Below are 21603 nucleotides of genomic sequence, written 5' to 3' on the forward strand. Positions count from 1 at the left end.
GGACTGGGCCGGCGGACGGAGTGCGGCATGCCCGACGGCGTGCGCGCTCCCCGCGCCCTGCCCTGCCACGAGCACGAGCAGCGAGCAGCGAGGGAGAGCACCGCGTGACCATCGCCCCCACCGCCCCGTCACCCAGCCAGGAGCAGCCGGCCGGGCGGGAGCGGCCCGCCGGCGAGCCAACCGGCCAGTACGGAACCGACGGCCAGTACGGAACCGCTCCCGGACCCGACGCGCACGACCGCCCCGCCGCCGCGCTGCGTGACACCCTCGCCGCCCTGACCGCGGACCTGACCGGCGCGGACCCGGCCCCCGTGCTCGCTGCGGCGCTGCGCGGAAGGGCCCCCTCCGCGACCGCGGCCGACCTGCGGGACCTGGCCATCGAAGCCGCCGCGGGCCTGATCGGCGAGGAGCCGGCGTACTCGCGGCTGGCCGCCCGGCTGCTCACGCGCGCCATCCGGGACGAGACCGGGGCAGAGGGCGTCACCTCCTTCTCCGCCTCGGTCGCGCTCGGCCACGCCCAGGGACTGCTCGCGGACCGGACGCACGCCTTCGTCACCGCGCACGCCGCACACCTCGACGCGCTGGTCGACGAGGCGCTCGCGGACGGCGCCGACGACCGGTTCGGCTACTTCGGGCTGCGCACCGTCCACTCCCGCTACCTGCTGCGCCACCCCACCACCCGGCGCGCGATCGAGACCCCGCAGCACTTCTTCCTGCGCGTGGCCTGCGGGCTGGCGGCGGACGAGACGGCAGCGGCGCTCGCCGAGGTCGGCACCTTCTACCGGCTGCTGTGCTCCCTCGCCTACCTGCCCTCCTCCCCCACACTCTTCAACGCCGGCACCCGCCACCCCCAGATGTCCTCCTGCTACCTGCTGGACTCCCCCAAGGACGAACTGGACTCGCTCTACGAGCGCTACCACCAGGTGGCCAGGCTCTCCAAGCACGCGGGCGGCATCGGCCTGCCCTTCTCCCGCATCCGCTCGCGGGGCGCGCTGATCCGCGGCACCAACGGGCACTCGAACGGGATCGTGCCGTTTCTGCGGACCCTCGACGCCTCGGTCGCCGCGGTCAACCAGGGCGGCCGGCGCAAGGGAGCCGCGTGCGTCTACCTGGAGACCTGGCACGCGGACATCGAGGAGTTCCTCGAGTTGCGCGACAACACCGGTGAGGACGCGCGCCGCACCCACAACCTCAACCTCGCGCACTGGGTACCCGACGCGTTCATGCGCCGCGTCGAGGCGGACGAGGACTGGTCGCTCTTCTCCCCCTCCGACGTGCCCGAGCTGACCGACCTGTGGGGCGAGGAGTTCGACGCCGCCTACCGCGCGGCGGAGGCCGACGGGCGCGCCCTCAAACGACTGCCCGCGCGGCAGCTGTACGGCGCGATGATGCGCACCCTCGCGCAGACCGGCAACGGCTGGATGACCTTCAAGGACACCTCCAACCGCACCGCCAACCAGACCGGTACGCCGGGCCGCGTCGTGCACTCCTCGAACCTGTGCACGGAGATCCTGGAAGTCACCGACGACGACCAGACCGCCGTGTGCAACCTGGGCTCCGTCAACCTCGCCGCCCACCTGGGCGAGGACCGGCGGATGGACTGGAAGCGGCTGGACGCCACCGTCCGTACAGCGGTCACGTTCCTCGACCGCGTGGTGGACGTCAACTACTACCCGACCGAGCAGGCCGCAGGATCCAACTCCCGCTGGCGGCCCGTCGGTCTGGGCGTGATGGGGCTCCAGGACGTCTTCTTCCGGCTCGGGCTGCCGTTCGACTCGGCGGAGGCCCGCGAGCTGTCCACCAGGATCGCCGAACGGATCATGCTCGCCGCCTACGAGACCTCCGCCGAACTGGCCGAGCGCCACGGGCCGCTGCCCGACTGGGAGCTGACCCGCACCGCACGCGGCACCCTCCACCCGGACCACTACCCCGAAGCGCGCGAGGGCCACGCCTGGCCCGAGCGGTGGAGCGCCCTGCGCGCACGCCTCGCCCGCACCGGGATGCGCAACTCCCTGCTGCTGGCCATCGCACCGACCGCGACCATCGCCTCCATCGCCGGCGTGTACGAGTGCATCGAGCCGCAGGTCTCCAACCTCTTCAAACGCGAGACCCTCAGCGGAGAGTTCCTTCAGGTGAACGCGTACCTGGTGGAGGAGCTCAAGCGGCACGGGCTGTGGGACGCGCGGGCCCGCGAGGCACTGCGCCAGGCGAACGGCTCGGTCCAGGACCTGGACTGGGTGCCGGAGCGGGTGCGCGCGCTCTACCGCACCGCGTGGGAGATCCCCCAGCGCGCCCTCATCGACATGGCCGCGGCCCGCACCCCCTACCTGGACCAGAGCCAGTCGCTGAACCTGTTCCTGTCCTCCCCCACCATCGGAAAACTCAGCTCCATGTACGCGTACGCGTGGAAGAGCGGCATCAAGACGACGTACTACCTGCGCTCGCGCCCCGCGACCCGCATCGCGCAGGCAGCCGGGGCCGCCGTCCCCGTGCCCGCGCCCACCCCCGCGGCGGCCGACGAAGCCGTCGCCTGCTCCCTGGAAAACCCCGAGTCCTGCGAGGCCTGCCAGTAATGACGACACCAGCCGACACCACGCCCCGCCTGCTCGACCCGGGCTTCGAGTTGACCCTGCGCCCCATGCGCTACCCGCACTTCTACGAGCGCTACCGCGACGCCATCAAGAACACCTGGACCGTCGAAGAGGTCGACCTGCACTCCGACGTCGCCGACCTGGCCAAACTCTCGCCCGGCGAACAGCACATGATCAGCCGCCTGGTGGCGTTCTTCGCGACCGGCGACTCCATCGTCGCCAACAACCTCGTGCTCACCCTCTACAAGCACATCAACTCACCCGAGGCGCGGCTGTATCTGTCCCGGCAGCTGTTCGAGGAAGCCGTCCACGTCCAGTTCTACCTGACGCTGCTCGACACCTACCTGCCCGACCACGACGAACGCGTCCAGGCGTTCGCCGCCGTGGAGAACATCCCCTCCATCCGCGAGAAGGCCGAGTTCTGCTTCCGGTGGATGGACAGCGTCGAGAACATCGACCAGCTCTCCTCGCGGGACGACCGCCGCCGCTTCCTGCTCAACCTGATCTGCTTCGCCGCCTGCATCGAAGGGCTGTTCTTCTACGGCGCGTTCGCCTACGTCTACTGGTTCCGCTCCCGCGGCCTGCTGCACGGCCTGGCCACCGGCACCAACTGGGTCTTCCGCGACGAGTCCATGCACATGTCCTTCGCCTTCGACGTCGTGGACACCGTGCGCCAGGAGGAGCCCGACCTCTTTGACGACGAGCTGGAGAAGCAGGTGGTGGCCATGCTGGACGAGGCCGTCGAGGCGGAGCTCCAGTTCGCGCGGGACCTGTGCGGGGAGGGGCTGCCCGGGATGAACACCGCCTCCATGCGCGAGTACCTCCAGGCCGTCGCGGACCAGCGGCTGCGCCGCCTCGGCTTCACCGAACGCTACGGAGCCGCCAACCCGTTCTCGTTCATGGAACTCCAGAACGTCCAGGAGCTCACCAACTTCTTCGAACGGCGGGCGTCCGCCTACCAGGTCGCCGTGGAGGGATCCGTCTCCCTCGACGACGACTTCTGAGCCGCCCGCTTCCCCAAAGCCGGGAGCGCACCCACAGTCGCCGGGTGGGGCCAGGTGGCCCAGGCCCCACCCGGTACCCGGCTACGCGTTCGGAACGGTCTCGTAGCGCGGGGTGCTCTCGGCCATCTGCCGCAGCACGTCCTTGCGCTCACGCTTGGAGAGCCGGTCGATGTACAGGTACCCGTGCAGGTGATCGGTCTCGTGCTGAAGGCAGCGCGCGAAGTATCCCGTGCCCTCGACGGTGATCGGCTTCCCCTCGGCGTCCTGGCCGCGCACCACGGCGTAGTCGGGGCGGGCGAGCGGGTGGTAGGCGCCGGGAACGGACAGGCAGCCCTCGTTGCCGTCGTCCAGCACGCGCCGCTCGGCCGGCAGCTCGTCGAGCACCGGGTTGCACACCACCCCGACGTGGCGTACGCCCTCGTCGTCGTAGCAGTCGTAGACGAAGACCTTCGCGTCGACGCCGATCTGGTTGGCGGCGATCCCCACGCCCTCGGCCGCGCGCTGGCTGGCGAACATGTCGTCGACGAGCGCGGCGAGCTCGTCGCCGAACTCGGTCACTTCCGCGCACTCCCGGTGCAGCACGGGGTTGCCCACCACCGTCAGGGGGCGCGCGGTGCCGCGCGCCGTGTGGGCCTCCTCCCGGGCCGCCGCGTCCGTCACGTCGTCGACGAACCCGCCCTCGGCGACATCGGCCGACCCGGCCGTGGTTTCCTGCTGCTGCGCCATGCCGTCGTACGCCTTCCTGCGACCCTGCGGGGACTGAGATCCGGTGAGCACCGCGAATGCTCGCCCCCCAGAGTACGGGGCGGTCGACAGGCGCTCAGCAGACCTCCTCGAGATCCCGCCATTCACGGGTGTCCGGGCTGTCGGCGACCCAGCCGTCCAGCAGACCGCGCACCAGGGCAGCGGGAGCGGCCAGCCCGCACTCCCGCTCGGGCACCCACAGCTCGCCGGGGCCACCCTGCGTCATGTGCCCCAGCGGACCCGGATGTCCGGGCGAGCTGTGGTCGTGCGGATCGAGGTGGGTGGTGCCGTCGCCCTCGTCGGCGGGCATCGCGCTCTCCGAGCAGGCACGGCACAGCAGCCGCACCGAGGACGACCAGTCCTCGGCGGCGAAACCCGCGTCGGCCGCCAGCCGCTCCAGCGCGTCGCGGTCGCTCTCCGTGGCGGCTTCCAGCAGCACGACCCAGGTGGGCACGGGCGAGGGCGCCCACAGTTCGATCTCGTCGAAGACGGGGTAGGAAGGGCCGGCCGCGGTGGAGCGCTCACCGTGCGGAACGCCGTCGTGCAGGACGACCTCGCCCCAGCGGCGCCCGGACGAGGGCAGCGGAATGCTCTGCACCTCCAGCCTGGCCGGGTCGATACGGCGGCCCCACACGACCTCGGCCTCGCCTTCGGGCGAGAGCCGCACGGCTGCGCTGCCCAGTCGCATGCCGGAAGGCTCGTCGATCGCGCCGGCGCCACTCGGTCCCTGCCCTGGCACGTCCAGCCCGTACGCCTGCCAGGCGCGGCGGGCCAGCGGCCAGTCCTGGAGGGCGGTGGCCGCGATGCCGACGTTCCACCAGTCGGGCGCACCGGCCTCCCGGTCCAGCAGCGCGACGGCGCGCAGCCCGGCCGTGCGGGCCTGCTCCCAGTCGTGCCGAAACTTGTGCAGCAGCGCCAGGTTGAACCAGGACTCCGAGAGCCACGGCTCCAGGTCGGCGGCGCGGGTGAGCAGGGCACCCGCGTCCTCGTACCGGCCGTCGCCGATGAGCGTGAACGCACGGTCCGTCGCCTGCCGCCACGAGGCGGAGGGACGGTGCCGCACCTTGCCGAAGATCCTCACAGTGATTCCGCCGTTTCCGCTGTTTCCCGCCGTTCCCGCCGTTTTCGTCCCGCCTGTCTCGTGGCCCGGCTACCGCCTGGCCGCTCACCTGCCGTCGGGGTCCTTGGCGCCGGACGCCCGGCGCTCGCGTCCACGCCTGTCGCGGTTCCCCCTTCGCATCCAACCATGCCCGCTCGGGTGCCCGCTCATTACCCGTGCGTCAGACGCCCCGGGAGCGGGACACGACGCGTGACAGGGCCTCCACGACGCGTGGTTCGTGGTCACGCGCGGTGGCGCCGCGCAGCGTCCGCAGTGCCCGCTCGCGCGGTCCCGGGACCGCCACCGGGCCGTCCGGCACCCCGTCCGGCCCCGGGGTGGCGCGGGCGTGGGCGCCGTACGCCGTCAGGAGGTCGTCGTAGGCGTTGACGGTGCGTACGACGCGCGCCGTCAGGGACTGTTCGCGGTACGGGTCCGCCTGCGCCTCCACCGCGGTGGCCACCCGGCCGCCGACCCCCGCCTGCCGGACCACGGCGCCGCCCGACAGGGCGACGCCCCGCCTGCCGCCGGGGCCCAGCCCGGCCGTGGCGCCGCCGGGTACCGGATCGCTCAGGGAGAGTCGCCCCACGTCGTGGACGAGGGCCGCGTACTCCACAGCGGTGAGTTCCCCTCCCGACAGGCCCAGCTCGCGGCCCACGGCACGGCTCAGGTCGGCGACCCGGCGCGCGTGGCCGTGCGGGGTGCATCCGGCGACCTCGGGCGCCCTCGCCAGGGAGGCGAGAGTGCGCCGGCGGGTCGCCCGTACGGGGGCCCGGCGGCGCAGGACGACCTGGGTGAGCAGCAGCGGCGCGCAGCAGACCGGCAACGCCCACAGCCCCGCCGACGCGACGGCCAGGGCGAGGAATACCGCCGTCGCGGCGACGGCGGGAACGGTCACCAGCCGGGCCCGCAACTGAGCGCGCAGCAGCGGCCCGTACGGCCGGCCGGCGACCGCGGCGACCGCGCCGCCCCGGGCGGCAGGGACAGGCTGCGGTGCGGCGGGGGCAGCCGTCGCCGCGGAGGTGGCGGTGGCGGCCGTGGCGGCGGCGAGGAAGGTGTCGACACAGCCGGCGAACAGGGCGAGGAACAGCAGGCACAGGGAGAACAGCGCCCCCGGCGGCGCGGCGTGACCGAACAAGCCCCCAGGCGAGAGGGGTTGGCAGCACGTCGCGGCGAAGGCCACACCGAGCGTGAGACGGCCGGCGGCCTGGGGCGGCGGCGCCTGGCCCAGCGCCACGTGCGGTACCGATCCGACGAGGGAGCCCACCAGGGCCACGGTGACCGCCTGCGCCGCCCACTGCCAGACCGGCGCCTCCTCCACCGCGCCCAGCAGCGCGTAACCGAGCGCGCCCGCACCGCAGACGAGCCCGGTGCTCCGCCCGGCGCCGTCGCAGGCTTCCGCCTGAGGCAGCCGGACCCGGGCCAACTCCCCCACCGCGACGACCAGTCCGAACGCCACGGCCGCACCAGGCCGCACCAGGCCGTGCCACAGGGTGGCGCACAGCGCCGCGACGGCCAGCGCCGCGGCGGCCACGTACACGCAGCCGACGACCCTGGCGGCCGGACACCGGCCCGCGACGGCCCGCGTGCGAGCGGCCCGCGGGACGGGGCGCGTCGTCATACGGCCACACCACGACCGGCCCGTGCGCCGGCCCCGCGCCGCTCACCGGTCTCCTCCGCGGTGTCCTGCGGCACGGCGCGCGCCGCGACGCCGCCCGCCGGCACGGCACGGTCCGGCTCCCCTGCCGCCGCCGGGGCGCGGGCAGACTGCCGCGCGGACGCGTCACACCCGGCCGCGGACTCGGCGTACGGCCAGCCGTGACGGCGCAACGCCCGGGCGAGGGCGGCGACCATCCGGGGGTCGAACTGGGTGCCGGCGCAGCGTTCGAGCTCCTCAACGGCCGCGGCGACGGGCCTGCCCCTGCGGTAGCTGCGCGTGGAGGTCATCGCGTCGAACGCGTCGGCGACGGACACGATGCGCGCCGCCTCGGGGATCCGGTCGCCCGCCAGGCCGTGCGGGTAGCCCAGGCCGTCCACGCGCTCGTGGTGGTGCAGCACGGCGGCCCGCGCCTCGCCCAGGAAGTCCAGGCCGCGCACGAGGTCCGCACCCTGCTCGGGGTGGCGTTCCACGACGCGGCGCTCGGCGGCGGTGAGCGGCCCCTCCTTGCGCAACAGACGCGCGGGGACACCGAGTTTGCCGACGTCGTGCAGGACTCCGGCACAGCGCAGGGTCTCGGTGCGCTCCTCGTCCAGGCCGAGTTCGCGGGCGATGAGGACCGCCGCGTGGCCGACCCGTTCGCCGTGCCCACGCGTGTAGCGGTCCTTGAGGTGCACCGCCTGCGCCAGGGCCTGGACCGCCGCTCGGCGGGCGGCGCTCTCCGGACGGCACCGGCGCAGCTCCCGCCAGGCCAGGTGCAGGGGGCCGAGGACGAGCAGCGCGGCGCAGGGCCCGTAGGGGCCGCGCCACAGAAGGAGCACCGCGGGTGCGGCGAGCGCGCACGCCAGCGCGAACGTGCGCCGCCGCTCCCCTCCGGGGTCCGCTCCGGCACGCCGCCGCGCCCACACTCCCACGCGCATCACGGGCCTCCTCCCCGCCTCGTGTCATGGCGGGGAGAATAGGAGTGCCGCGCGGGCCCGTTGCCGCTCCGGCGAGGTGTTCCCCCGTACGAGACGGGCAGCGCTCACCCGATGGGGGGACAGCGGGCGGAAGTGCCGACGCGTCCGCGCTCGGTGTGTACCGAGGCGTCAGGCGGGGTTGGTGCCCTCGGCCCCCGTCGGGGCCTGCGCCCGCGCCGGGTTCTGCGCCCTCGTCGGGTTCTGCGCCTCGACGGTGTCCGAGGCCGGGGCGGACTCGGCCTCGGGGGAGGCCTGCTGCCCCTGCCGGATCACCTCGATCCGGCCCATCACCTTGGCCCGCAGGTCCGACGGGACGTCGTCGTGCCCGCAGCAGCGCTTGACGAGCTTCTTGACCTCGCGCTCGATGCCGTACTTCTCGAAACACGGGGAGCACTCGTCGAAGTGCTCCTTGAACTTCTCGCAGTCCCCGTCCGGCATCTCGCGGTCGAGGTACTCGTAGAGGTGGTCGAGAACCTCAGCGCAGTCCGTCTCGTGCGGCTCTCCGCAACTCATGAGCCCGAACCTTTCCGGTCTTGCGACCCGTCCGCCGCGGCACCGGCCGGGACCAGTCCGCGCTCTTGCGCGTAACCCTCCAGCATGTCCCGAAGCTGGCGCCGACCGCGGTGCAGACGGGACATCACCGTGCCGATGGGTGTTCCCATGATGTCGGCGATCTCCTTGTAGGCAAACCCCTCGACGTCGGCGAGGTAGACCGCGATGCGGAACTCCTCGGGGATCGCCTGGAGCGCTGCCTTGACGTCCGAGTCCGGCAGGTGGTCGAGGGCCTGGGCCTCCGCCGAACGCAGCCCGGTGGACATGTGGGACTCGGCCCGCGCGAGCTGCCAGTCCTCGATCTCCTCCGCGGCGCTGCGCTGCGGTTCGCGCTGCTTCTTGCGGTAGGAGTTGATGAAGGTGTTGGTCAGGATGCGGTACAGCCACGCCTTGAGGTTGGTGCCCTCGCGGAACTGGTGGAAGGACGCGTACGCCTTGGCGTAGGTCTCCTGCACCAGGTCCTCGGCGTCGGCGGGATTGCGCGTCATGCGCAGCGCGGCCGAGTACATCTGGTCGAGGAAGGCGAGCGCGTCGCGCTCGAAGCGCGCGCTGCGCTCCTGTGCCGTCTCCGACTCCTGATCCCTGGGCTGTGCGTTCGAGCCGTCTTCGGTCCCGGTGACCGGACCCACCTCCTCCGCTGTCGGGGCGAGCCCGACCGAGGACCCGCTCGATTCGGAGAATAGACGACGATCCGCACCGTCCGCCGCTCGAATAGTCGTCCCTGAGGCCAGCGCCAGCGTGGCCCAGTCCAGGTCGGCGGCCCGCGGACGCTGGGGGCAAGCGACAGAACCCATCTGGGCGGCTTCCTTTCGCCTCGTGGTGAGGCCCTTGGGCGGCGACCACCGCACCTCGGCTTCCTCTGTGGACACTGCGTGCAACCACACCGCCTCGCCGATCATTCCCGGCGTCCGGAGGTTCTTCTTCTCCCCGGCCGGCCCTCCCCGTCACGGGGCTGCTGCCCTGCCCTTCGCCCCGCCGCCGGGCCGCCGGGCCGCCGGGTCGCCGGGCCGCCGGGGTGCGGACCTCACCCGGGCGCGCCGCCGCCGATCCACCGGGCCACCGCACCGGTGATCACGCCCATGGCCTCGTCCTCGGAGACCGCGGCCGACTTCGGGAGCGCGAACCCGTGATCGCCCCACGCCACCTCGACCAGGCTGGTGCCCTGCGGGAACTCCTCGGGGCGCCCGAACGGGTCCCGTCCGCCCTGGACGACGAGCACCGGCAGCTCCACCCCGGTCAGCTCCTCGGCCCGCGACTTGTCCGGCTTGCCCGGCGGGTGCAGCGGGAAGGAGAGGGCGAGCACCGCGCGTGCGCCCAGCTCGCCCGCCGTACGGCAGGCCACGCGGGCCCCCGCGCTGCGGCCCCCGGCGATCACGGGGAGTCCGGGAAGCGTGAGCGCGGGCCACAGCGCGCTCCAGGCCGCGTCCAGGGTCCTGGGGGCCGGAGCCACCTTCTTGCCCGCCACCCGCCACGGCTGCTCCACCAGGGCGACGCTGACGCCCTCGGCGGGCATCGCGGCGGCCAGCGCCCGCAGGTCCCGCGCCTCGATACCGCCTCCGGCGCCGTGGCCGAGCGCCAGCACCGTGTGGGCCTTCTTGGCGTCGTGCCAGGTGATCCTGGCCTGCCCGACCGGGGTGGCGACCGTCTCGGTCCGCCCGCCGCCCCCGCCGGGCCGCTCCTCGTCCCGGCGCGCGTGGGCCTTGCCGCTGTCCGTATGCGCGTTCATGTCCGGCATCCTTCCAGGGGTGCCCGGGAAAAGGCCGGTCAGACCAGGGCCCGGGAAGGGGCGGTCAGACCGGGTGCCCGGGAAGGGGCGGTCAGGGCCGGGTCAGAACAGCGTCTCCTCCTCCGGCGCCGGCAGTTCCTTCACCAGGTGGGGGCCGTTGTTGCGGACGTTGCTGACGTCCGTGGAGACGGGGTGGGCCCGCATGAGGCCGCCGGGCGGCGGAGCCAGCAAGGCGCGGAGCTGCTCGGAGTCGGTGTGGGAGGGGTCGAGCCAGGCGTCCCAGCGGTCGGGGGTGAGCATCAGCGGCATGCGCGGGTGGATGTCGGCCAGCGAGCCCGGGCCGCCCTCGCTCAGCTCGCCGGCGTTGGCCAGCGGGGCGGTCTCGGCGGCGGTGGTGAGGACGGTGCAGGTGGCCCACCACGCCCGCGGGTGGTCGTCGGGCAGTGTCTTGTCCCGCCAGAACTCGTAGAGCCCGGCCATCGCCATCACCGGCGCCTCGTCCGAGCCGTCCCGCGGGGCGGGAGAGATGAAGTAGGGCTGCTTGCGGGGCCGCTTGCGCCTGCCCTCCTGTTCCAGCTTGAGCTCGCCCTCGGCCGTGACCCACTCGTAGTAGCCGTCGGCGGGCAGCAGGCAGCGGCGGGCGGCGAAGGGGCGCCGGTAGGCGGGCTTCTCGTGGACGGTCTCGGCGCGGGCGTTGATCATCTTGACGCCCATGTCGGGCGTCTTCGCCCAGCCGGGCACCAGACCCCACTTGAGGGGGCGCAGCTGCCGCACGGGACGCGGTTCCGCACTGCCCTTGAGGGGGCGGTCGAGCACCGCGTGCACCTGCTTGGTGGGCGCGACGTTCCAGTCGGGCGCGAGCGCCTCTGCGGGCTCCCACTTCTCCACCTCGAACAGCCGGGCCAGATCCTCGGCCCCCCGGCTCGCTGCATACCGTCCGCACATGCCTGCAAGACTGCCACGGCACGCGGAAACGTCGCCGTGCGTTGACGGAGGACGGCACGCGCGGCCGCACACGGACCACACGAGGAGAACGCCGCGAACATGGACAACGCGAGCATCACGGATGTCTGGGACCGCGTCGTGGGCAGCCAGCCGGACCCCGAGCAGTGGCTGGTGATCGCCACCGGCGTGCTGGCGCTGCTGGCGGTGGCCCCGCACGGCGTGTGGCGGATCTCCCGCAACGCCATCACGATCGCGCACGAGGGCGGACACGGCCTGATAGCCCTGCTCACCGGGCGGCAGCTGGACGGGATACGGCTGCACTCGGACACCTCGGGGCTGACCGTCTCGCGGGGCAAGCCCACCGGCATCGGCATGGTGCTGACCGCCGCGGCGGGCTACACCGCTCCCCCGCTGCTGGGCCTCGGCGGCGCCTGGCTGCTGGCCGCCAACCACATCACCGCGCTGCTGTGGGGGGCGACGGTGCTGCTGCTCGCGATGCTGGTGATGATCCGCAACGCCTACGGGGTGCTGACCGTCGTGGTGGCGGGCGGCGCCTTCGTCCTCGTCTCGTGGCTGACGGACCCGGAGGTGCAGGCCGGCTTCGCGTACGTGGTGGTGTGGTTCCTGCTGCTGGGCGGCGTCAGGCCGGCGTTCGAACTCCAGCGCAAGCGGCGGGCACAGGGCAACGCGCAGCGTTTCCGCCAGGGGCGGTGGCCGGGCGACGGGGGGGCCGGGGACTCGGACGCCGACCAGCTCTCGCGGCTCACCCACGTCCCCGCGGCGATGTGGCTCTTCCTCTTCCACGCCGTCTCGCTCTGCTCCCTGATCGGCGGCGGCCGCTGGCTGCTCGGCCCGGTGCTGGACCAGCTGTGAGCCCGCCGCGCGCGGCGCCGCCCTCTCCCGGCCCTGCTGCCCGGCGGCGGGCTCGGGGCGGCCCGCGCCCCAGCCATTAGAGTTGCCCCATGACCGACCAGCACGCACCCGCCGCAGACACCGCCCTCTGGCCCGCCCCCACCGCGCCGGGCCGCATCGAGGCGACCGTCACCGTGCCCGGGTCGAAGTCGGTCACCAACCGGGCGCTGGTGCTGGCGGCGCTGGCCGCCGAGCCGGGCCTGCTGCGCCGCCCGCTGCGCTCCCGCGACACCCTGCTGATGGCCGGGGCGCTGCGCGCCATGGGCGTCGGGATCGAGGAGACGGTCTCCCCGGCCTCCGCCGCCGCCGAGGCCGGCGGCGCGCGTACCACGGGCGAGGCCTGGCGGGTGCTGCCGGGGCCGCTGCGCGGCCCGGCGACGGTGGACGTGGGCAACGCCGGCACCGTGATGCGCTTCCTGCCGCCGCTGGCGGCGCTGGCCGAAGGACCGGTCAGGTTCGACGGCGATCCACGCTCCTACGAGCGTCCGCTGCACGGCGTCATCGACGCGCTGCGCGCGCTCGGCGCCCGGGTGGAGGACGAGGGGCGCGGCGCGCTACCGCTGACAGTGCGGGGCGCCGGCGCGCTGGCCGGTGGCACGGTCGAGGTGGACGCGTCCTCCTCCAGCCAGTTCGTCAGCGCCCTGCTGCTGTCGGGTGCGGGCTTCGACCAGGGCGTGGAGGTGCGCCACACGGGCCGCACCCTGCCCTCGATGCCGCACATCCGCATGACGGTGGAGATGCTGCGCGCCGCCGGTGCCCAGGTGGACGCGCCCGAGGACGGCGGAAGGGCGCACGTGTGGCGGGTGGCGCCCGGCACCCTGCGGGGGCGCGACCTGACGATCGAGCCCGACCTGTCCAACGCGCAGCCGTTCCTGGCCGCGGCGCTGGTCACCGGCGGCCGGGTCACCGTCGCGGACTGGCCGCGGCACACGACCCAGCCGGGTGACGCGCTGCGGGAGATCTTCACGGCGATGGGCGGCACCTGCGAGCTGGACGAGCGGGGTCTGACCCTGACCGGCTCGGGCCGCGTCCTGGGCATCGACATCGACCTGGGCGAGGTGGGCGAGCTGACCCCCGGTATCGCCGCGGTCGCGGCGCTCGCCCAGAGCGAGTCGGTGCTGCGCGGGATCGGCCATCTGCGGCTGCACGAGACGGACCGGCTGGCGGCGCTGGCCAAGGAGATCAACGGCCTGGGCGGCGACGTCACCGAGACCGAGGACGGGCTGCGGATCCGCCCCCGGCCGTTGCACGGCGGCGTCTTCCACACCTACGACGACCACCGGCTGGCCACGGCGGGCGCGGTGCTCGGCCTGGCGGTCGAGGGCGTCGAGGTGGAGAACGTCGCGACGACGGGCAAGACCCTGCCCGACTTCCCGGCGATGTGGACGGACATGCTCGGGGCGCCGGCCGGAGTGAGAGCCTGAGAGGGCGCCCGCGATGCGCCGCTACGGCAAGCACACCGACGAGGACGACATCCGCGTCCGCCCCTCCCGGCGCGGCACCAGGCCGCGCACCCACACCAGGCCCAAGCACGAGGACGCGGCCGAGGGGCTGGTGCTGACGGTCGACCGCGGCCGGCTGACGTGCCTGGTGGAGGGCCGCACGGTCACCGCGATGAAGGCCCGCGAGCTGGGCCGCAAGGGTGTGGTGGTGGGCGACCGGGTGGCGGTCGTCGGTGATCTGTCCGGGGCGAAGGACACGCTGGCGCGCATCGTCCGCGTCGAGGAGCGCACCTCGGTGCTGCGCAGGACGGCGGACGACAACGACCCGTACGAGCGCGTCATCGTCGCCAACGCCGACCAGCTCGCCATCGTCACCGCGCTGGCCGACCCCGAGCCGCGACCCCGGCTGATCGACCGCTGCCTGGTCGCGGCCTTCGACGCGGGTCTCGAACCGCTGCTGGTGCTCACCAAGTCGGATCTCGCGCCGGCCCGGCCCCTGCTGGAGACGTACGCGCCGCTCGGGGTGCGCCACGTGGTCACCAGCCGGGAGGGACTGGCCGAGGGCGCGGGCGCCGAGAGCGTCCGCGCGCTGATGCGCGGTCAGGTCACGGTGTGCGTGGGGCACAGCGGCGTCGGCAAGACCACGCTCGTCAACGCGCTGGTGCCGCGCAGGCAGCGGGCGACGGGCGACGTCAACGCGGTGACAGGGCGCGGCAGGCACACCACGACGTCCGCGCTGGCGCTCCCGCTGCCGCCCTCGACCACCGGCGAGGACGGCTGGGTCATCGACACCCCTGGCGTACGCTCCTTCGGGCTGAACCACATCCAACTCTCGCGCGTCATCCACGCGTTCCCCGACCTGGAGGAGGGGGCCGCCCAGTGCCCGCGCGGATGCAGCCACAACGAGCCCGGCTGCGCGCTGGACGCGTGGGTGGCCGACGGGCACGCGGACGCCGCCCGGCTGCACTCGCTGCGCCGCCTGCTGGGCACGCGGGAACGCCGCGAAGGGGACTGATCGCTTCCGGCGGCGCGCGGCGGCATACTGGTTTGCCTGCGCTTGACCTGGACCGCACGGGGCGTCACGGGAGGAAGAGCACATGGCGTGGCTGTTGGTGATAGTCGCTGGGCTGCTGGAGACGGGCTTCGCCGTGTGTCTGAAGCTCTCGCACGGTTTCACCAAGCTCTGGCCGACCATCGCGTTCTGCGCCTTCGCGCTGGGCAGCTTCGGCCTGCTGACCCTCTCGTTGAAGCGGCTGGACGTCGGTCCCGCCTACGCGGTCTGGACCGGTATCGGGGCCGCCGGGACGGCGATCTACGGCATGATCTTCATGGGCGACGTGGTCTCGGTGCTGAAACTGGTCTCCATCACCTTGGTGATCATCGGCGTGATGGGGCTCCAGCTCTCCGGCAGCGCCCACTGACACCGCGCCCCGCCGGGCCGAACCCGGCCCCCGCACGCCGACCGCTCAGCGCGCCAGCAGCGCCCGTACGACCGCGTCGACCCGTCCGCACGGCTCCTCGTCAGGCCCCGGCTGGGGCGCGACGACGTAGCTGAGCGCGATCCGCAAGCCCGCCTCGTACGCGCGCTGAAGGTCACCGCGGGCGGTCTCGACCAGCTCGGCCGGGCCCCCGCGCGGACGCGGTCCCGGGCCGCCGACCGGAAGGCGGGTGGCCCGGTCGAGCCCCGCCACGGCCCGGTCGCACAGCACGTGGGCGAGCCGCCCCGGCTCCGCCGGGTGCGCCTCGCGGGCGGCCCGGGCCCACACGGCCGGCGGAGGCGGACGGGACGGCAGCGGCGTCCGGGGCCCCCAGCACCCGGTGAGGGCCGCGTGCACGATGGGCTCGGCGCGGGCGGTGCGCAGCACCCAGTGCGCGGCGGCGGCGCAGCAGGCCGCGGGGTCGGCGCCGCCGCGGCAGGCCTCGGTCACGGCGCGGCCCGTACCGTCGAGGAAGTCCTCGACCAGTCGGCTGACCAGCGCCGCGCCCAGGCCCTCCTTGCCGCCGAACTCGTTGTAGAGCGTCTGCCGGGAGACGCCGGCCGCCGCGGCGACCTCGACCATCCGCACGGCGCTCCAGGGCCGCGCCCGCACCGCCGCGTGGGCGGCTTCCAGCAGGGTCTCGCGCGCAGCAGGCATCGTCGCCTCCCCCAGCCCGCCCCCTCTACTCCTCGCACGCCGGACCGACGCGCCCCACAGCCCGGCGTGCGGCACAGAATTGACGCACCGCCATGAGGTGTCAATACGCGCCGCACGCGCATGGCCCTGTGGCCGGGGGTCACCCCGCCGGATACTGTGCGGACATGCTGGACTATCACGATGATCTGCGTCTCGCCCACGTGCTGGCCGACGCCGCCGACGCCACGACCATGGAGCGGTTCAAGGCTCTCGACCTGAAGGTGGAGACCAAGCCGGACATGACGCCGGTGAGCGAGGCCGACAAGGCGGCCGAGGAACTGATCCGCAGCTCGCTCCAGCGCACCCGCCCCCGGGACGCGGTGCTGGGCGAGGAGTTCGGCACCGAGGGACACGGACCGCGCCGCTGGGTGATCGACCCCATCGACGGGACGAAGAACTACGTGCGCGGCGTCCCGGTGTGGGCGACGCTGATCGCCCTGATGGAGATGGGTGAGGGCGGTGACCGTCCCGTGGTCGGTGTCGTCTCGGCCCCCGCGCTCAACCGGCGCTGGTGGGCGGCGCTCGGCTCCGGCGCGTACACGGGGCGCAGCCTCTCCAAGGCGACCCGCCTCCAGGTCTCCAAGGTCGCCGAGGTGCGGGACGCGTCCTTCGCCTACTCCTCGCTGCACGGCTGGGAGGAGCGCGGCATGCTGGGCGGCTTCATGGACCTGACCCGGGACTGCTGGCGCACCCGGGGCTACGGCGACTTCTGGCCGTACATGATGGTCGCCGAGGGCTCGGTGGACATCTGCGCCGAGCCGGAGCTGTCGCTGTGGGACATGGCGGCCAGCTCGGTCATCGTCGAGGAGGCCGGCGGCTGCTTCACCGGGCTGGACGGCAACCCCGGTCCGCAGAGCGGCAACGCGGCGGCCTCCAACGGCCTGCTGCACGAGACGCTGCTGAGCTACCTGACGGCCTGAGGGCGGGCCGCCCGGTCCGGGTGGCCCGTACACGCTTCCTTGTTGTGGCCTGCGTCACATGTGAGCATGAGTATGAGCACGCTTGTGACCTTGTGAACCCCTTCTCGAGGTCCCGCGCCTCGCCCGGGGCCCCGCAGAAGCCGTTCCGCCAAGGAGGTAGCCCCCGCATGCCAGGTCACGTCCAGCACGCCATGAGCACCGTGATCCTCACCATCGGCCCCGCCCACACCCTGCGCCAGGCAGCGCAGCTGATGTCGGCCCGCAGAGTGGGCGCCGCCGTCGTCCTCGACCCCGACACCAGCGGCCTCGGCATCCTCACCGAGCGCGACATCCTCGACTCCCTGGGCGCCGGACAGGACCCCGACCGGGAGACGGCCCACGCCCACACCACCAACGACGTCGTCTTCGCCGGGCCCGACTGGACACTGGCGGCGGCTGCCGAGGCGATGACCAGAGGCGGCTTCCGCCATCTGATCGTGCTGGACGAGCGCGAACCCGTGGGCATCGTCTCGGTCCGCGACATCGTGCGCAGCTGGGCCGACGCCGACACGCTGCCCGCGGAGGCCCGGCCCGCGGACACCCGGCCCGCGGGAGAGATGGCCGTCTGACCCCGCGGGGCACCAAGGCCGTCCGACGCCGCGGGGCACCAAGGCTGTCCCGCCCCGCGGGCGCGGTACGGACCGGGTACGGAACGCGGTCCCGCGCCGCCCCCTACGAGCACCCGTGGGGACGGCGCGGGAAACGCACCGGAGGGACCGGAGCCCCATGGCGTCCGATCCCTCCGGGCTCGTACGGCGAGCGATCGATCAGCCGCGCAGGGCCTGGACCGCGGCCTCGAGCCGCTTGCCGTAGTCGGGGTCCGCCTTGCGGAAGTTCTCGATCGCGCGCTGGGCGATCTCGTCACGCGAGACGGCCGCGATGCCGCCCGCGAGGTTGTCGACCAGCCGCTGCTTCTCGTCCTCCGACATCAGGCGGTAGAGGTTCCCGGCCTGGACGAAGTCGTCGTCCTCGGCGTGCGAGGGCGCCTCGTGGTCCTCGGTCGTCCCGCTGACGCTCTGCGGCTCCCACATGGCACGGCCGGTCTCGGCCGGGCCACCGAAGCTGTTCGGCTCGTAGTTCTTCGCACCGCCGTGGCGGCCGTCGTACATGACACCGTCGCGGCCGTAGGTGCGGGCCTGCGCCGCCTTCGGCTCGTTCACCGGCAGCAGGTCGGCGTTGATGCCGACCCGGTAGCGGTGCGCGTCGCCGTAGGCGAACAGGCGGCCCTGGAGCATCTTGTCCGGCGAGGGGCCGATGCCCGGCACGAAGTGGTGCGGGGAGAAGATCGACTGCTCGGTCTCGGCGAAGATGTTGCGCGGGTTGCGGTTGAGCTCCATCTTGCCGAACCAGTGGATCGGGTAGTCCGCGTGCGGCCACACCTTCGTGAGGTCGAACGGGTTGAAGCGGTAGTTCGCCGCCTCGGCCGCGGGCATGATCTGCACGCCGACGGTCCAGCTCGGGTACTCGCCGCGCTCGATGGCCTCGCGCAGGTCGCGCTGGTGGCTGTCGGGGTCCTTGCCGGCCAGCACGTCGGCCTCGGCGGCCGTCAGGTTCTTGATGCCCTGGTCGGTCTTGAAGTGGTACTTGACCCAGAAGACCTCGCCCGCCTCGTTGCTCCACTGGAAGGTGTGGGAGCCGAAGCCGTCCATGTGGCGGTAGGAGGCGGGAATGCCGCGGTCGCCGTGCAGCCAGGTCACCTGGTGCGTCGACTCGGGCGAGAGGCCCCAGAAGTCCCACACGTTGTCCGGCTCCTGCGAGCCGGTGTAGGGGTCGCGCTTCTGGGTGTGGATGAAGTCGGGGAACTTGATGGCGTCCTTGACGAAGAACACCGGCGTGTTGTTCCCGACGAGGTCGTAGTTGCCCTCTTCAGTGTAGAACTTCAGCGCGAAACCGCGCGGGTCACGCACCGCGTCCGCCGCGCCGAGGTTGCCGGCCACCGTCGAGAACCGCGCGAAGACCTCGGTCTCCTTGCCGACCTCGGAGAGGAACTTCGCCCGCGTGTACTGCGTCACGTCGGCGGTGACGGTGAACTTGCCGTACGCGCCCGCGCCCCGGGCGTGCACGATCCGCTCGGGAATCCGCTCGCGGTTGAAGTGCGCGAGCTTCTCGAGCAGGTGCTGGTCCTGAACGAGCACCGGGCCGCCGACGCCGGCGGTCTGGCTGTTCTGGTTGTCCGCGACCGGAGCACCGGCTTCCGTCGTCATGGGTCCGGACGTCTCGTCCTGCACGGTCACGTGCGCCTCCTGTGCTTCACATCTGTCCTGTGGGCCAACCACTCGCAACCCTACATTGGACATTGTCTAAGTCAAGAAGAAAACGAAACCCGTACGGGTTCTGCCCATGGACATGGCGCTGCTAGTCTGGACACATGAGTGACCTGCTGGAACGGCTCCGCGATCGCGGCTGGCGCCTCACCGCGCAGCGGCGCGTCGTCGCCGAGGTGCTCGACGGCGACCATGTCCACTACACGGCAGACGAGGTCCACGCCCGCGCGACGGACCGCCTGCCGGAGATCGCCCGCGCGACGGTCTACAACACGCTCAGCGAACTCGTCGCCCTCGGTGAAGTGCTCGAGGTCGCCACCGACGGCCGCGCGAAACGCTACGACCCCAACGCGCGCCACAGCCACCAGCACCTGGTCTGCTCCCGCTGCGGCACCATCCGCGACGTCCACCCGACGGGCGACCCGCTGAGCGCCCTGCCCGAGCAGGAGCGGTACGGCTTCGCCGTCGCGGAGGCCACCGTCACCTACCGGGGCGTCTGCCCGCACTGCGCCGACGCCTGACCCTCCACCCGAAGGCGCCGACGGCGCCCGTTTCCCGGCCGAGCGGGCCCGCACCCCGAGGGTGCGGGCCCGCTCGTGTCGCCGCAGCGCGTTGCCGCAGCACCCTTGCCGGTATCTGACGGCCCGTCATATCGTCACGGACTGACGCACTCTTCCCCACCCGGAACGGGGAGTCACCATGCCGAAAATCCGCGCCAGTGCCGTCACCCGCAGCTTCGGCCGCGGCCCGCGCAGAATCGCCGCACTCGGCCCGCTCGACCTGGACGTCGACCCGGGGGAGTGCGTCTGCGTCGTCGGCCCTTCCGGCTGCGGCAAGTCCACCCTGCTGCGCATCGCCGCCGGACTGCTGCGCCCCTCCTCCGGCGCGCTCGAACTGCGCACCGACGCCCCCCACCCCGCCGCCATGATCTTCCAGGACTACGGCATCTACGACTGGAAGACCGTGCTGGCCAACGTCCGCTTCGGCCTCGACGTCCAGCGCACGCCCCGCAAGGAGGCCGACGCCCGGGCCGCCGCCTGGCTCGCCAGGCTGGGGCTGGCCGACTTCGCCGACGCCTACCCCGCCGCCCTCTCCGGCGGCATGCGGCAGCGGGTGGCCATCGCCCGGGCACTCGCCGTCGAACCGGAGATCCTGCTGATGGACGAGCCCTTCGCCGCGCTCGACGCCCAGCTGCGCACCATCCTCCAGGACGAGCTCCTCGCCCTCACCCAGGCCACCAGCACCACCACCCTCTTCATCACCCACAGCCTCGAAGAGGCCCTCGTCCTCGGCGACCGGGTCCTGGTGATGTCCGCGCGCCCCGGCCGCGTCATCGCCGAACGCCGCACGCCCTTCCCCCGCCCCCGCACCGGCGACGTCCGCTCCGACCCGCGCTTCACCGCGCTCAAGGACGAACTGTGGGAACTGCTGCGCGGCGAGGTCGCCCGCCCGGCACCCGCCGCGCGACCGGCCCCATCGAGCGACAAGGGGGCCGCCGCATGAGCACCCTGCAGACGCCCCACAGCAGCGAAGGGCGCATCGTACGGCGCCCAGGACCGCACGAGAGGGCCCCGGAGAGCACCCACCGGCGGCGGCGCGCCCTGGAGCTGTCGCTGGCCGCGGCCGTACCGCTCGTCCTCGTCCTGCTGTGGCAGCTCGCCGCCACCCAGCAGTGGATCGACGCACGTGTCTACCCCGCACCGAGCGCCATCCTCGCCGACGGATGGGAACGCGCCGCGGAAGGCGACCTGTGGCCCGACGTGTGGGCCACCCTCAAACGGGTCCTCGCCGGATACCTGCTCGGCACGGTGGCCGGCTACCTGCTCGGGCTGCTGATGGGGGCGCTGCCGCTGGTGCGGGCCGCGCTGGAACCCATGATGGACGCCCTGTACGTGGTGCCGAAGCTGGCGCTGCTCCCCATTTTCCTCAACATGTTCGGGCTCGGTGAGGGGCCGCAGATAGCCCTGGTGGCCGCGACGGTCTTCTTCTTCGTCTGGATCTCGACGATGGCCGCCGTGCTGGCCGTCCCCGAGGGCCACCGGGACGCCGGGCGCGTCTTCGGCGCCGGACACTGGCAGATGTTCCGGCACGTCCTGCTGCCGGCCTCCCTGCCCTCCGTCCTGGTCGGCGCCCGGATCGCCGCGGGCGTCGCCGTGCTGGTGATCGTCGCCTCGGAGTCCATCGCCGCCTCCGACGGCCTCGGACACCTGATCTTCGACTCCCGGGCCCTCTTCCAGAACGACGTGATGTTCGTCGGCATCCTCTGCGTCGCCGTCCTGGGCGTGCTCTTCTCCGAACTCGTCCGGCTCGCCGGGCGCCTCCTCACCCCGTGGGCGCCCCGCGACCGGGGCCGCGGCCAGTCGTGAACGCGCACCGGTTCCCCGCCCGCCCTCACCKAAAGGCCGCCGTGCGCTCTCCCCTCACCCCCGTCCTCACGCTCGTCCTCACGTGCGCCCTCGCCCTGACCGGCTGCTCCGCGCGGCAGGACGGCGGCCTGAACACCGCCGACCGCGACATCGAACCCGTCCCCGGATGCGGCGAACGCTCCTGGACCGACCCGGCCCGCACGAGCGAGAAC

20 protein-coding genes and 1 pseudogene are annotated in these 21603 nt (G+C 73.2%); 11 read left to right on the forward strand and 10 right to left on the reverse strand.

Translation table 11 applies throughout. The features are described from left to right. Nucleotides 1-104 precede the first annotated feature (104 nt). Together AB8Z75_RS04860 and AB8Z75_RS04865 are read left to right on the forward strand one after the other, a co-directional pair. Nucleotides 105-2573, forward strand: coding sequence for a ribonucleoside-diphosphate reductase subunit alpha (locus tag AB8Z75_RS04860; RefSeq protein ID WP_369200095.1), 2469 nt, complete (start codon nucleotides 105-107; stop codon nucleotides 2571-2573). Continuing rightward, nucleotides 2573-3595 carry a ribonucleotide-diphosphate reductase subunit beta gene (locus tag AB8Z75_RS04865; RefSeq protein WP_369200096.1) on the forward strand — a complete coding sequence of 341 codons (1023 nt, stop codon included), beginning with the start codon at nucleotides 2573-2575 and terminating at the stop codon, nucleotides 3593-3595. Before AB8Z75_RS04860 ends, AB8Z75_RS04865 begins: the two co-directional genes overlap by 1 nt. An 81-nt stretch (nucleotides 3596-3676) precedes the next feature. On the opposite strand, the gene def is transcribed toward AB8Z75_RS04865, so the two are convergent. The 8 genes and pseudogenes from def to AB8Z75_RS04905 form a co-directional block, all read right to left on the reverse strand. Further along, complete coding sequence (gene def, locus AB8Z75_RS04870; RefSeq protein ID WP_369200097.1) at nucleotides 3677-4321, reverse strand: peptide deformylase; 645 nt, start codon at nucleotides 4319-4321, stop codon at nucleotides 3677-3679. 94 nt (nucleotides 4322-4415) lie between these two features. Then, the gene (locus tag AB8Z75_RS04875; RefSeq protein WP_369200098.1) at nucleotides 4416-5420 is read right to left on the reverse strand and encodes a tetratricopeptide repeat protein; all 1005 of its coding nucleotides are present in this window, start codon (nucleotides 5418-5420) and stop codon (nucleotides 4416-4418) included. A gap of 199 nt (nucleotides 5421-5619) precedes the next feature. Continuing rightward, nucleotides 5620-7056, reverse strand: a complete 1437-nt coding sequence (locus AB8Z75_RS04880; protein ID WP_369200099.1) for a hypothetical protein — start codon at nucleotides 7054-7056, stop codon at nucleotides 5620-5622. Further along, nucleotides 7053-7913, reverse strand: a pseudogene (locus AB8Z75_RS04885) (HD-GYP domain-containing protein); the annotation flags it as partial. The gene AB8Z75_RS04880 and the pseudogene AB8Z75_RS04885, both read right to left, overlap by 4 nt. 267 nt (nucleotides 7914-8180) lie before the next feature. Further along, nucleotides 8181-8564 carry a mycothiol system anti-sigma-R factor gene (rsrA, locus tag AB8Z75_RS04890; RefSeq protein WP_369200100.1) on the reverse strand — a complete coding sequence of 128 codons (384 nt, stop codon included), beginning with the start codon at nucleotides 8562-8564 and terminating at the stop codon, nucleotides 8181-8183. Further along, nucleotides 8561-9397, reverse strand: a complete 837-nt coding sequence (locus AB8Z75_RS04895; protein ID WP_369200101.1) for a sigma-70 family RNA polymerase sigma factor — start codon at nucleotides 9395-9397, stop codon at nucleotides 8561-8563. Before AB8Z75_RS04895 ends, rsrA begins: the two co-directional genes overlap by 4 nt. Nucleotides 9398-9627: 230 nt before the next feature. After that, nucleotides 9628-10329 carry an alpha/beta family hydrolase gene (locus AB8Z75_RS04900; protein WP_369200102.1) on the reverse strand — a complete coding sequence of 234 codons (702 nt, stop codon included), beginning with the start codon at nucleotides 10327-10329 and terminating at the stop codon, nucleotides 9628-9630. A 102-nt stretch (nucleotides 10330-10431) separates the two neighbouring features. Beyond that, entirely contained in the window at nucleotides 10432-11274 is an 843-nt protein-coding gene (locus AB8Z75_RS04905; RefSeq protein ID WP_369200103.1) for an SOS response-associated peptidase, read from the reverse strand. 99 nt (nucleotides 11275-11373) lie between these two features. Here AB8Z75_RS04905 and AB8Z75_RS04910 point away from each other — a divergent pair, with 99 nt between their 5' ends. The 4 genes from AB8Z75_RS04910 to AB8Z75_RS04925 all read left to right on the forward strand — a co-directional run bounded on the left by AB8Z75_RS04910 (nucleotide 11374) and on the right by AB8Z75_RS04925 (nucleotide 15049). Continuing rightward, entirely contained in the window at nucleotides 11374-12147 is a 774-nt protein-coding gene (locus tag AB8Z75_RS04910) for a M50 family metallopeptidase (RefSeq protein ID WP_369200104.1), read from the forward strand. Nucleotides 12148-12236: 89 nt separating this feature from the next. Further along, nucleotides 12237-13610 (forward strand): 3-phosphoshikimate 1-carboxyvinyltransferase, encoded by a 1374-nt coding sequence (gene aroA, locus AB8Z75_RS04915; RefSeq protein WP_369200105.1) that lies wholly within the window; start codon nucleotides 12237-12239, stop codon nucleotides 13608-13610. A gap of 13 nt (nucleotides 13611-13623) precedes the next feature. Next, entirely contained in the window at nucleotides 13624-14643 is a 1020-nt protein-coding gene (rsgA, locus tag AB8Z75_RS04920) for a ribosome small subunit-dependent GTPase A (protein WP_369200106.1), read from the forward strand. 82 nt (nucleotides 14644-14725) lie between these two features. Beyond that, complete coding sequence (locus AB8Z75_RS04925; RefSeq protein ID WP_369200107.1) at nucleotides 14726-15049, forward strand: multidrug efflux SMR transporter; 324 nt, start codon at nucleotides 14726-14728, stop codon at nucleotides 15047-15049. 45 nt (nucleotides 15050-15094) lie between these two features. Here the strand turns inward: AB8Z75_RS04925 and AB8Z75_RS04930 are convergent, their stop codons facing one another. Then, the gene (locus AB8Z75_RS04930) at nucleotides 15095-15763 is read right to left on the reverse strand and encodes a TetR/AcrR family transcriptional regulator (RefSeq protein ID WP_369200108.1); all 669 of its coding nucleotides are present in this window, start codon (nucleotides 15761-15763) and stop codon (nucleotides 15095-15097) included. A gap of 164 nt (nucleotides 15764-15927) precedes the next feature. Between AB8Z75_RS04930 and hisN the strand changes: the two genes are divergently transcribed. Together hisN and AB8Z75_RS04940 are read left to right on the forward strand one after the other, a co-directional pair. Next, a complete protein-coding gene (hisN, locus tag AB8Z75_RS04935) occupies nucleotides 15928-16722 on the forward strand; it encodes a histidinol-phosphatase (RefSeq protein ID WP_369200109.1) in 795 nt (264 codons plus the stop codon). Between the two features lie 167 nt (nucleotides 16723-16889). Next, on the forward strand, nucleotides 16890-17330 hold the full coding sequence (locus AB8Z75_RS04940; protein WP_369200110.1) for a cyclic nucleotide-binding/CBS domain-containing protein: 441 nt from the start codon (nucleotides 16890-16892) through the stop codon (nucleotides 17328-17330). Nucleotides 17331-17528: 198 nt separating this feature from the next. Here the strand turns inward: AB8Z75_RS04940 and AB8Z75_RS04945 are convergent, their stop codons facing one another. After that, entirely contained in the window at nucleotides 17529-18965 is a 1437-nt protein-coding gene (locus tag AB8Z75_RS04945) for a catalase (protein WP_369200119.1), read from the reverse strand. Nucleotides 18966-19129: 164 nt separating this feature from the next. Here AB8Z75_RS04945 and AB8Z75_RS04950 point away from each other — a divergent pair, with 164 nt between their 5' ends. The 3 genes from AB8Z75_RS04950 (at nucleotide 19130) to AB8Z75_RS04960 (ending at nucleotide 21391) form a co-directional block, all read left to right on the forward strand. Continuing rightward, nucleotides 19130-19546: a Fur family transcriptional regulator gene (locus AB8Z75_RS04950; protein WP_369200111.1), complete on the forward strand. Its 417-nt coding sequence runs from the start codon at nucleotides 19130-19132 to the stop codon at nucleotides 19544-19546. Nucleotides 19547-19724: 178 nt separating this feature from the next. Further along, complete coding sequence (locus tag AB8Z75_RS04955) at nucleotides 19725-20528, forward strand: ABC transporter ATP-binding protein (protein WP_369200112.1); 804 nt, start codon at nucleotides 19725-19727, stop codon at nucleotides 20526-20528. Beyond that, the gene (locus AB8Z75_RS04960) at nucleotides 20525-21391 is read left to right on the forward strand and encodes an ABC transporter permease (protein WP_369200113.1); all 867 of its coding nucleotides are present in this window, start codon (nucleotides 20525-20527) and stop codon (nucleotides 21389-21391) included. Before AB8Z75_RS04955 ends, AB8Z75_RS04960 begins: the two co-directional genes overlap by 4 nt. Nucleotides 21392-21603: the final 212 nt, after the last annotated feature.

The sequence above is a fragment of the Streptomyces sp. PU-14G genome (genome assembly GCF_041028275.1).
In the GTDB taxonomy this organism is placed as follows: domain Bacteria; phylum Actinomycetota; class Actinomycetes; order Streptomycetales; family Streptomycetaceae; genus Streptomyces.